The sequence below is a fragment of the Dietzia lutea genome (assembly GCF_003096075.1).
Classification (GTDB): domain Bacteria; phylum Actinomycetota; class Actinomycetes; order Mycobacteriales; family Mycobacteriaceae; genus Dietzia; species Dietzia lutea.
Window position 1 is genome coordinate 1,591,816 of the sequence record NZ_CP015449.1, and the last position, 10,685, is coordinate 1,602,500.

Sequence of the window (10,685 nt, forward strand, 5' to 3'; positions counted from 1 at the left end):
ATTGCAAGATCGTGCATACTCGTGCGTATGGCAATCAAGGTAGCGGTCGCAGGTGCTTCGGGATACGCGGGAGGGGAGTTCCTCCGCCTTCTCCTGGGGCACCCGGCCTACGTGTCGGGTGAGCTCGAGCTGGGCACCCTGTCCGCCGGGTCGAACGCCGGGCAGACGCTGGGGGAGCATCACCCGCACCTGCTGCCGCTCGCCGACCGCGTCCTGGCGGAGACCGACGCGCAGTCCCTCGCGGGCCACGACGTGGTGGTGCTCGGCCTGCCCCACGGGCACTCCTCGGCGATCGCCGAGCAGCTGGGGCCGGACGTCCTCGTCGTCGACCTCGGCGCGGACTTCCGGCTCTCCAGCGCCGAGGACTGGACGGGCTACTACGGTTCCGAGCACGCCGGGTCGTGGCCGTACGGGCTCCCCGAGCTGCCGGCGGCGCGCGAGGCACTGCGGACCACCCGCCGTGTCGCCGTGCCCGGGTGCTTTCCCACCGGGGCCACGCTCGCGCTGTTCCCGGCCGTCGCGGCGAAGCTGATCGACGCCTCGGCCATCACGATCGTCTCCGTCACCGGCGCGTCCGGCGCCGGCAAGTCCGCCAAGGTCCCGATGCTGGCCTCGGAGGTCATGGGCTCGGTCAAGGCGTACGGCGTCACGACCCACCGGCACACCCCGGAGATCCTCCAGAACCTCCGGTCGGTCACCGACGAGGAGGTGTCGTTGAGCTTCACCCCGGTCCTCGCCCCCATGGCACGCGGCATCCTCACCACCGCCGTGGCCCCCACCACGGCGAGCGCCGCCGAGCTGCGCGCGGTCTACGCGGAGGCGTTCGGCGACGAGCCGTTCGTCCACGTCCTGCCTGCCGGCGTGCAGCCCATGACCGCCTCCGTCCTCGGCTCCAACGCCGTGCAGCTGGGCATCGAGGTGGACGAGCGCGCGGGCCGCGCGGTGTTCACCGCCGCGATCGACAACCTCGCCAAGGGCACCGCCGGCGGGGCGATCCAGTCGATGAACCTCGCTCTCGGCCTGCCCGAGACCGACGGGCTCAGCACGGTCGGTCTCGCCCCGTGACCGACGCCGGACCGGTCGGCGCGGACGGCGCCGTACCGGGTGAAGACCTCCACGGCCTCATCCGTCGGACGTACATCGACGACCCCGGGAGCGTGTCGTGGCTGGCGCCCGTCGGCACGGCCGCCCGGCTCGACGTCACCGCGCCGGGCGTATCCGAGACGGCGCTGGCCGGCGAGCTCCAGTGGAGCGCCCGCTGCGCCCAGGTCCCCGCCACCCGCGCCGTGGTGTTGATCGGAAGTGCCGGCACCGGGGACACGGCCGCCGACTTCACCGCCGCGCACCTCGTCGCGGAGAGCGTCGCCGAGTCGCTGGCCGCGGCGTCCGGGACGCAGGTCGGCCCGATCGAGGTCCTCGTCTTCCGCCCGGACACCGAGCACTCGCCGCTGCCCGAGCCGGTGCCCACGGCCGACGGCGTGGAGTTCCGGTTCCGGCACCGCGGCGGCGCCGACGTCCATCTCGCCCTGACCGTCCCCGACCAGCCCGGAGAGGCCTGACATGACCACAGCGATGAACGACGGGTCCACCGAGCTGACGCCGTTCGTCCGCGCGCACGTCCTCGCCGAAGCGCTGCCGTGGCTTCAGAAGTTCCACGACAAGATCGTCGTGGTGAAGTACGGCGGCAACGCGATGATCGACGACGAGCTCAAGAAGGCCTTCGCCGCCGACATGGTCTTCCTGCGCACCTGCGGCCTCAAGCCCGTCGTGGTCCACGGCGGGGGTCCGCAGATCACGTCGTTGCTCACGCGGCTCGGGATGGAAGGGGAGTTCCGCGGCGGGTTCCGGGTCACCACCCCCGAGGTGATGGACGTGGTGCGGATGGTGCTGTTCGGGCAGGTCGGCCGTGAGCTCGTCGGCCTGATCAACGCGCACGGTCCGTACGCGGTCGGTATCTCCGGCGAGGACGCCGGCCTGTTCACCGCAGTCCGACGTACCGCGATGGTCGATGGTCGGCCCACCGACATCGGACTCGTCGGCGACGTCGAATCCGTCGACCCGCGCGCGGTCCTCGACCTCATCGAGGCCGGGCGGATCCCCGTTGTCTCGACCATCGCCCCCGACGTCGACGGGACCGTCCACAACATCAACGCCGACTCCGCCGCGGGTGCCCTCGCCTCGGCCCTGGAAGCGGAGAAACTCGTCGTCCTCACCGACGTCGAGGGGCTGTACACCGACTGGCCCGACCGTTCCTCGCTGGTGACCCACCTGGGTACCCGGCCCCTCGAGCGCCTGCTCCCGTCACTGGAGAGCGGGATGGTCCCCAAGATGGAGGCCTGCCTGCGCGCCGTGCAGGGCGGTGTGCGCGCCGCCCACGTCATCGACGGCCGTGTCGAGCACTCCGTGCTGCTGGAGATCCTCACCGAGGGCGGCATCGGGACGATGGTGACCGAGGGCGATCACGAGACCCGGACACCGGCAGGAGACCACGCGTGAGCGAGAAGACCACCACCACCCTCACCTCCAGGTGGGACACCGCCCTGATGCGCAACTACGGCACCCCGCCGCTCGAGCTGGTCTCGGGACGCGGTGTCACCGTCGTCGGTGCCGACGGCCGCGAGTACACCGACCTGCTCGGCGGTATCGCGGTCAACTCGCTCGGTCACGCGCATCCCGCGATCGTCGACGCGGTCAGCCGACAGGTCGCCGAGCTCGGGCACGTGTCGAACCTGTATGTCCACCCGACGGTCGTCGAGCTCGCGGAGCGGCTCGAGTCCCTGCTGGCGGTGGACGAGCCGGTGCGGGCGTTCTTCTGCAACTCGGGTGCCGAGGCCAACGAGGCCGCGTTCAAGATCGCCCGTCGCACCGGTCGTTCGCGGATCCTCGCGGCCGAGAACGGCTTCCACGGTCGGACCATGGGCGCGCTGGCGATGACCGGTCAGCCGGCCAAGCGCGAACCGTTCGAACCGATGCCGGCCGGCGTCGAGTTCTATCCGTACGGTGACATCGACGCCCTCACCGCACTCGTGGAGAAGACCCCCGGTGACACCGCCGCCGTGATCCTCGAGCCCCTGCAGGGCGAGGGAGGCGTCGTCGAACCGCCGGAGGGCTTCCTCGCCGACGTCCGCGCGCTGTGCACGGAGCACGGCGCCCTCATGATCGTCGACGAGGTCCAGACCGGCATCGCCCGCACCGGCGCGATGTTCGCCTCCCGCAAGGCGGGAGTGGTGCCCGACGTGATCACCCTCGCCAAGGGGCTCGGCGGCGGGCTGCCGATCGGGGCGTGCCTCGGGATCGGCGCGGCCGGCGAGTTGCTCACCGCAGGCCAGCATGGGACGACCTTCGGGGGTAACCCGGTCTCGTGCGCGGCCGCGGTCGCCGTGCTCGACACGATCGAGTCCGACGATCTCGTGGCGCACGTCGACCGGCTCGGCAAGGTCGTCGCCGCGGAGATCGAGTGCCTCGACCATTCGCTGATCGACCACGTGCGGGGACGGGGGCTGCTGCTCGGCATGGTGCTCACCGCCCCGGTCGCCAAGTCGGTGGAGGAGGCCGCGCGCGGGGCCGGCTACCTCGTGGGGGCCACGACCGCCGACGTCGTCCGGCTCGCCCCGCCGCTCATCCTCACCGAGGCCCGCGCCGCGGAGTTCGTCTCCGCGTTGCCCGCGATCCTCGACGCCGCGTCCCGGAAGGAGTCCTCGTCATGACCGGTACCCCCGCGTCCTCCCGCTCGGTGCGCCACTTCCTGCGCGACGACGACCTCAGCCCGGCCGAGCAGGCTGCCGTCCTGGACCTCGCGCTGAAGCTCAAGGCGGAGCCGTTCTCCGTGCGCCCGCTGGAGGGCCCCCGCTCCGTCGCCGTGATCTTCGACAAGACGTCGACGCGCACCCGTTTCTCCTTCGACGCCGGGATCGCCCAACTGGGCGGCAACGCGATCGTCGTCGAGTCCGGTTCCACCCAGATGGGCAAGGGCGAGACGCTGGAGGACACCGCGAGGGTGATGTCCCGCTACGTCGAGGCGATCGTGTGGCGGACGTACTCCCAGGACGGCCTCAGCGAACTCGCCGGGCACTCGGACGTCCCCGTCGTCAACGCACTGAGCGACGAGTTCCACCCCTGCCAGATCCTCGCGGACCTCCTCACCATCCGGGAGAACTTCGGCCGCACGGCGGGCCTGCGGGCCGTGTACCTCGGCGACGGGGCCAACAACATGGGGCACTCCTATCTGCTGGGGTTCGCCACGGCCGGCATCCACGTCACCATCGCCGCCCCCGACGGGTACCAGCCCTCCGGTCAGGTGGTGGCCGACGCCGAGCGGATCGCGGAGGCCACCGGCGGATCGGTCCACATCACCACCGACGTCGACTCGGCGGTCGAGGGGGCCGACGTACTCATCACCGACACCTGGGTGTCGATGGGCATGGAGGAGTCCGCGACCGACCGCCTCCGCGACCTGGCCGACTACCGGCTCGACCAGGAGGCGGTGGAGCGGGCCTCCGACGACGTGATCGTCCTGCACTGCCTGCCCGCGTACCGGGGCAAGGAGATCTCCGCCGACGTCATCGACGGGCCCCGGAGCCGGGTGTTCGACGAGGCGGAGAACCGGCTCCACGCCCAGAAGGCACTGCTCGTCTGGCTCCTGGAGGGGGCGTGACCTCGGTCGGCGCCGTGAGTCGGACGGTGCGGCACGCCCGCATCACCGAGATCCTTCGGCGCCGCCCGGTTCGCAGCCAGACCGAGCTCGCCGAGGCGCTGGCCGAGGAGGGCATCGCGGTCGCGGTGGCCACCCTCAGCCGTGACCTGGACGAGCTCGGTGCCGTCAAGCTCCGCGCCGCCGACGGGGGAGCGGGGCGCTACGTCATCCCGGAGGACGGGAGCCACGTCCCCGGCATCCCCGGAGGCACCGACCGACTGGCCAAGATGCTCGGCGAGCTGCTCGTGTCCGCCGATCACAGTGGCAACATCGCGGTCCTGCGAACCCCGCCGGGGGCCGCCAATTTCCTCGCCAGCGCCGTGGACCGCGCCAACCCGGACGACGTCGTCGGCACCATCGCCGGGGATGACACCATATTCGTGATGGCCCGCGAACCCGTCTCCGGAGCAGAGCTCGCGGACCGGCTCTCCGCGCTGGCCCGACGCCAGCTCTGACCGGGCGACCCGCACACCCAGACCCACAGACCCACAGCACACACCAAGGAGAACACCATGTCCGATCGCGTCGTCCTCGCCTACTCCGGCGGACTCGACACCTCCGTCGCCATCAGCTGGATCGGCAAGGAGACCGGTGCCGAGGTCGTCGCCGTCGCCATCGACCTCGGCCAGGGTGGCGAGGACATGGACGTCGTGCGCCAGCGCGCACTGGACTGCGGCGCCGTCGAGTCGATCGTCGTGGACGCCCGCGACGAGTTCGCCGAGGAATACTGCGCCCCCACCATCAAGGCCAACGGTCTCTACATGCGGCAGTACCCGCTGGTGTCGGCGATCTCCCGCCCGCTCATCGTCAAGCACCTCGTCACCGCGGCGAAGATGCACGGCGGCACCTCCGTGGCGCACGGCTGCACCGGCAAGGGCAACGACCAGGTCCGCTTCGAGGTCGGCTTCGGCGCGCTGGCGCCGGACCTCGACGTGATCGCGCCGGTCCGCGACTACGCGTGGACCCGAGAGAAGGCGATCGAGTTCGCCGAGAAGAACGAGATCCCGATCAACGTCACCAAGAAGTCGCCGTTCTCGATCGACCAGAACGTGTGGGGTCGTGCCGTGGAGACCGGCTTCCTCGAGGACCTGTGGAACGCCCCCACCAAGGACGTCTACGACTACACCGAGGACCCGACCATCAACTTCGCGGCCCCCGACGAGGTCACCGTGACCTTCTCCGAGGGCGTGCCGGTCGCCATCGACGGCCGCAAGGTCACCGTGCTCGAGGCGATCGAGGAGCTCAATCGTCGTGGCGGCGCGCAGGGGGTGGGCCGTCTCGACATGGTCGAGGACCGGCTGGTGGGCATCAAGAGCCGTGAGGTGTACGAGGCGCCGGGCGCGATGATCCTCATCACCGCCCACAAGGCCCTCGAGGACGTCACCCTCGAGCGTGAGCTCGCCCGCTACAAGTCCGGCGTCTCGGACGAGTGGTCGAACGCGGTGTACGACGGCCTGTGGTTCTCGCCCCTGAAGTACGCGCTGGACGCCTTCATCGACAACACCCAGCAGCACGTGTCGGGCGATATCCGGATGGTCTTGCACGGCGGTTCGATCACCGTCAACGGCCGCCGGTCCGACTCCTCGCTGTACGACTTCAACCTCGCGACCTACGACGAGGGCGACTCGTTCGACCAGAGCTACGCGAAGGGCTTCGTCAACCTGCACGGCCTGAGCTCCAAGATCGCCGCCAAGCGGGACCTCGGCCTGTGAGTGCCGAGCAGAGCGACCGCGGGCGGACGACCGGGGAAGACAGGCACGGGACCAACACCGGCGCCCTGTGGGGCGGCCGGTTCGCCGGCGGTCCGGCGGAGGCCATGGCCGCGCTGAGCAAGTCCACCCACTTCGACTGGGAGCTGGCCCCGTACGACATCCGGGCGTCCAAGGCGCACGCCCGGGTGCTGCACCGGGCGGGTCTGCTCACCGGGCCGGACCTGGACGCGATGCTCGACGGGCTGGATCGGCTCGCCGCGGACGTCGACTCCGGCGCGTTCGTCCCGGCCGAGTCGGACGAGGACGTCCACGGCGCCCTTGAACGCGGGCTGATCGAACGGGTCGGTCCCGAGGTCGGTGGACGGCTGCGCGCCGGCCGCTCGCGCAACGACCAGGTCGCCACGCTCTTCCGGATGTGGCTCCGCGACGCGGTCCGCGCGGTGGCGGCGGGCGTGCTCGACGTGGTCGACGCGCTCGTCGCGCAGGCCGACGCCCACCCCGAGACGGTCATGCCGGGCAAGACCCACTTCCAGGCCGCCCAGCCGGTGCTGCTCTCGCATCAGCTGCTCGCGCACGCGCAGCCGCTGCTGCGCGATCTCGATCGGATCCGGGACCTCGACCGCCGGCTGGCGGTGTCGCCGTACGGGTCGGGCGCACTGGCCGGGTCCTCGCTCGGGCTGGATCCGGACGCGATCGCCGCGGAGCTCGGCTTCGACCGCGCGGCGGACAACTCGATCGACGCCACGAGTTCGAGGGACTTCGCGGCCGAGGCGTCCTACGTCCTCGCGCAGATCGCGGTCGATCTCTCCCGCCTGGCGGAGGAGATCATCGCCTGGTCCACGCCTGAGTTCGGGTACGTCACGCTCGCCGACGAGTGGTCGACGGGCAGCTCGATCATGCCGCAGAAGAAGAACCCGGACGTCGCCGAGCTGATGCGCGGCAAGACCGGGCGGCTCATCGGCAACCTCACCGGGCTGCTGGCGACCCTCAAGGCGCAGCCGTTGGCGTACAACCGGGACCTGCAGGAGGACAAGGAGCCGGTCTTCGACTCCGTCGCACAGCTGGACCTGCTCCTGCCGGCCATGGCGGGGCTTGTCGGCACGCTCGAATTCCACCCCGAGCGGCTCGCCGAGCTCGCGCCGGCCGGGTACACGCTGGCGACGGACATCGCCGAGTGGATGGTCCGCCAGGGGGTCCCGTTCCGGGTCGCCCACGAGGCCGCCGGTGAGTGCGTGCGGGTGGCCGAGGGCCGCGGCGTGGGACTGGACGAGTTGGACGACGACGAGTTGGCGGCCGTGGACCGCGCGCTCACGCCCGAGGTCCGAGAGGTCCTCACGGTGACCGGCTCGGTCGCGTCGAGGAACGCCCGTGGCGGGACCGCGGGGGAGGCAGTGGCGGAGCAACGCCGGCGGTTGGGCGAGGTCCGTGAGCAGTTCGCCGCGTGGGTAGGGTGAGACGCATGTCCGTCATCGACGCACGTCTGCTCGAGATCCTCGCCTGTCCCGAGGACAAGGGCCCCCTCCTCCTGGTCGACGGGGAGACGCTGTACAACCCGCGTCTGCGCCGGGCCTACCGGATCGACGACGGCATCCCCGTCCTGCTGGTAGACGAGTCCCGGCAGGTCGACGACGCCGAGCACGCGGACCTCGTCGCCCGGTCGGGCGGCACGCCCGCGGAGTGAGTCCTCTGGCGGGCGCGTCCGGGGCCGACCGCGACGACACGGGTGGCTGCGACACGGGTGGCGAGCGGTTCCGGGCGTTGCTGCGCGAGTCGTCCCCGGACGAGGCGGCGCGGTCGCTTCTCGGCGGGATCCTCACGCACGACACGGTCTCGGTGCGCGTCATGGAGGTCGAGGCGTACGGCGGGCCCGCCGACTCGGCGTTCCCGGACGCGGCGGCCCACACGTGGCCGGGCCGAACGGCCCGCAACGAGGTGATGTTCGGCGACGCCGGTCACCTGTACGTGTACCTGAGCCACGGGTTGCACCAGTGCGTGAACATCACCTGCCGCCCTCAGGATGAGGGAGGGGGTGTGCTCCTGCGGGCGGCCCGTGTCGTGGGCGGCCACGAGACCGTGGAGACCCGCCGGCCCGGCATCCCGGCGGAGCGCACCGCCCGCGGTCCCGGCAATCTCGGACGCACGCTCGGCATCGATCTGTCGATGCGGGGCACCGACGTGTTGGATCCCTCGTCGTCGATCAGGTTCAGACCCGAGCCGGTCCCCGACGACCACATCCGCTCCGGTCCGCGCGTGGGGGTCTCCCGCGAGGCGGACCGCCCTTGGCGGTTCTGGCTCGCCGGCGCGCGGGAGGTCTCCGCCTACCGGCGGAGCCCACGCGCGCCGCAGGTCACCCGCCCCGTGGTGGTCGGTCGCACCGATGGGGGACAATGACGCTCGTGACCAACAACATCCTCGATGAACTGCAGTGGCGTGGGCTGATCGCCCAGTCGACCGACCTGGACGCGCTGCGCACCCACCTCGACGCGGGGACGGTCTCGCTCTACTGCGGGTTCGACCCGACCGGTCCGAGCCTGCACGCCGGGCACCTCATCCCGTTGCTGACCCTGCGCCGATTCCAGCTGGCCGGGCACCGGCCCATCGTCCTCGCCGGGGGCGCCACCGGGATGATCGGCGACCCCCGCGAGGTGGGGGAGCGGGTCATGAACACCTCCGACACCGTCGCGGAGTGGACCGAGCGGATCGCCGGTCAGTTGGAGCTGTTCGTCGACCTCACCGAGGGACCCACCGGGGCGCGGGTCGTGAACAACATGCAGTGGACCGGGCACATGACGGTGATCGAGTTCCTGCGCGACGTCGGCAAGCACTTCTCGCTCAACACGATGCTCGGGCGCGACACCGTCAAGCGTCGCCTCGAGGGCGAGGGCATCTCGTTCACCGAGTTCTCCTACATGCTGCTCCAGGCGAACGACTTCCTGCAGCTGCGCCGCAACATGGGGTGCACGCTGCAGCTGGGTGGGTCCGACCAGTGGGGGAACATCGTCGGCGGTGTCGACCTCAACCGGCGGGTGGACGGCGAGACGGTCCACGCCATGACGGTCCCCCTCGTGACCTCCGCCGACGGCAAGAAGTTCGGCAAGTCCACCGGAGGTGGCAGCCTGTGGCTGGACCCGTCCATGACGAGCCCGTACACCTGGTACCAGTACTTCCTCAACACCGCCGATGCCGACGTCGTGCGTTACCTGCGGTGGTTCTCCTTCCTCGGTCGTGAGGAGATCGACGAGCTCGAGGCGTCGACCCGTGACAAGCCTCACCTGCGTGCGGCACAGAAGAGACTCGCCGAGGAGATGACGACGCTCGTGCACGGCGTGGCCGCGACGGAATCCGTCCAGGCCGCCGCGCAGGCCCTGTTCGGCCGCGGCGAGCTCGACGGACTCGACGAGGCGACCCTCGCGGCGGCGCTCGAGGACGCCGGCGCGGTGGAGCTAGCCCCGGGCAGCCCGACGTCCATCGTCGATCTACTCGTCGCCTCCGGGTTGAGCGAGAGCAAGGGTGCCGCCCGGCGTGCGGTCGGTGAGGGTGGCGCGTACGTCAACAACGAGCGGGTCTCGGATCCTGAATGGACGCCGTCTTCCGGTGATCTCCTCCATGGCGGATGGCTGGTCCTGCGGCGTGGCAAGAAGAACTTCGCGGGCGTCCGCATCAGCTGATCTGACCCTGCACACGACGATGGCGCCGGCTCTTGCCGGTGCCATCGCGCGTTAGACGGGTTGACCTGCGGGTTTGCGTTTCCGTTCACGCCTGCGTAACTTATTGGACGTCGCCGAGAGCGGCCCGGACCGAGAGGCCCGAGCCGCCCGAGGAGACAGGCTCCAGAAAGCCGGAGCGCCTTGCCGGTTTGACACGGCGAAGCGAGACCGCTAAATTGGAGAAGTTGCCCCGAAGCGGGGCGGCGAGGGCGAGACTACCCCGCGAGATGGTGGCTGAGGCTGCTGGGGAGCGGTGTGTGGGTGTTGTTTGAGAACTCAACAGTGTGTTTTGTTTGTGATAGTGCCAAATTTTTTGTTTGGTTGCGACCCTTTCACATCCCTGTCGTGGGGGTCGCGTTTTTTGAAACAGCCAGTTTTGGGTTGTTTTGTTGCTTGGATTGTGCTTTTCGTAGTGCTGAGAAGCTTTTATGGAGAGTTTGATCCTGGCTCAGGACGAACGCTGGCGGCGTGCTTAACACATGCAAGTCGAACGGTAAGGCCCTTCGGGGTACACGAGTGGCGAACGGGTGAGTAACACGTGGGTAATCTGCCCTGCACTTCGGGATAAGCCTG

11 protein-coding genes and 1 rRNA gene (1 of these 12 running past the window's edge) are annotated in these 10,685 nt (G+C 70.2%); all 12 read left to right on the forward strand.

Features of this window, described 5'->3' with window-relative positions; genetic code table 11:
• Positions 1–27 precede the first annotated feature (27 nt).
• Positions 28–1,065 (forward strand): N-acetyl-gamma-glutamyl-phosphate reductase, encoded by a 1,038-nt coding sequence (gene argC / locus A6035_RS07180; protein WP_108847219.1) that lies wholly within the window; start codon positions 28–30, stop codon positions 1,063–1,065.
• On the forward strand, positions 1,062–1,559 hold the full coding sequence (locus A6035_RS18205) for a hypothetical protein (protein ID WP_159149239.1): 498 nt from the start codon (positions 1,062–1,064) through the stop codon (positions 1,557–1,559). Before argC ends, A6035_RS18205 begins: the two co-directional genes overlap by 4 nt.
• A 1-nt stretch (position 1,560) precedes the next feature.
• Positions 1,561–2,496: an acetylglutamate kinase gene (argB, locus tag A6035_RS07195; RefSeq protein ID WP_200836285.1), complete on the forward strand. Its 936-nt coding sequence runs from the start codon at positions 1,561–1,563 to the stop codon at positions 2,494–2,496.
• On the forward strand, positions 2,493–3,707 hold the full coding sequence (locus tag A6035_RS07200; RefSeq protein ID WP_108847222.1) for an acetylornithine transaminase: 1,215 nt from the start codon (positions 2,493–2,495) through the stop codon (positions 3,705–3,707). Before argB ends, A6035_RS07200 begins: the two co-directional genes overlap by 4 nt.
• On the forward strand, positions 3,704–4,654 hold the full coding sequence (argF, locus tag A6035_RS07205; protein ID WP_108847223.1) for an ornithine carbamoyltransferase: 951 nt from the start codon (positions 3,704–3,706) through the stop codon (positions 4,652–4,654). The genes A6035_RS07200 and argF overlap by 4 nt, the downstream gene beginning before the upstream one ends.
• Positions 4,651–5,148, forward strand: a complete 498-nt coding sequence (locus A6035_RS07210; protein ID WP_108847224.1) for an arginine repressor — start codon at positions 4,651–4,653, stop codon at positions 5,146–5,148. Before argF ends, A6035_RS07210 begins: the two co-directional genes overlap by 4 nt.
• 57 nt (positions 5,149–5,205) lie before the next feature.
• Positions 5,206–6,405, forward strand: coding sequence for an argininosuccinate synthase (locus A6035_RS07215; protein ID WP_007627020.1), 1,200 nt, complete (start codon positions 5,206–5,208; stop codon positions 6,403–6,405).
• Complete coding sequence (gene argH / locus A6035_RS07220; RefSeq protein WP_108847225.1) at positions 6,402–7,859, forward strand: argininosuccinate lyase; 1,458 nt, start codon at positions 6,402–6,404, stop codon at positions 7,857–7,859. Before A6035_RS07215 ends, argH begins: the two co-directional genes overlap by 4 nt.
• Before the next feature lie 5 nt (positions 7,860–7,864).
• Positions 7,865–8,086: a Trm112 family protein gene (locus A6035_RS07225; protein ID WP_108847226.1), complete on the forward strand. Its 222-nt coding sequence runs from the start codon at positions 7,865–7,867 to the stop codon at positions 8,084–8,086.
• The gene (locus tag A6035_RS07230) at positions 8,083–8,796 is read left to right on the forward strand and encodes a DNA-3-methyladenine glycosylase (RefSeq protein WP_108847227.1); all 714 of its coding nucleotides are present in this window, start codon (positions 8,083–8,085) and stop codon (positions 8,794–8,796) included. The genes A6035_RS07225 and A6035_RS07230 overlap by 4 nt, the downstream gene beginning before the upstream one ends.
• A gap of 5 nt (positions 8,797–8,801) precedes the next feature.
• Complete coding sequence (tyrS, locus tag A6035_RS07235) at positions 8,802–10,073, forward strand: tyrosine--tRNA ligase (protein ID WP_108849134.1); 1,272 nt, start codon at positions 8,802–8,804, stop codon at positions 10,071–10,073.
• A 464-nt stretch (positions 10,074–10,537) separates the two neighbouring features.
• Positions 10,538–10,685 (forward strand): 16S ribosomal RNA (locus tag A6035_RS07240); it runs 1,372 nt beyond the window's last position.

Bases quoted from the DNA above. Each gene is read 5' to 3' on its own strand.
- A6035_RS07225 (WP_108847226.1), top strand. From the start codon at position 7,865: ATGTCCGTCATCGACGCACGTCTGCTCGAGATCCTCGCCTGTCCCGAG.
- argB (WP_200836285.1), top strand. From the start codon at position 1,561: ATGACCACAGCGATGAACGACGGGTCCACCGAGCTGACGCCGTTCGTC.
- argF (WP_108847223.1), top strand. From the start codon at position 3,704: ATGACCGGTACCCCCGCGTCCTCCCGCTCGGTGCGCCACTTCCTGCGC.
- A6035_RS07215 (WP_007627020.1), top strand. From the start codon at position 5,206: ATGTCCGATCGCGTCGTCCTCGCCTACTCCGGCGGACTCGACACCTCC.
- argC (WP_108847219.1), top strand. From the start codon at position 28: ATGGCAATCAAGGTAGCGGTCGCAGGTGCTTCGGGATACGCGGGAGGG.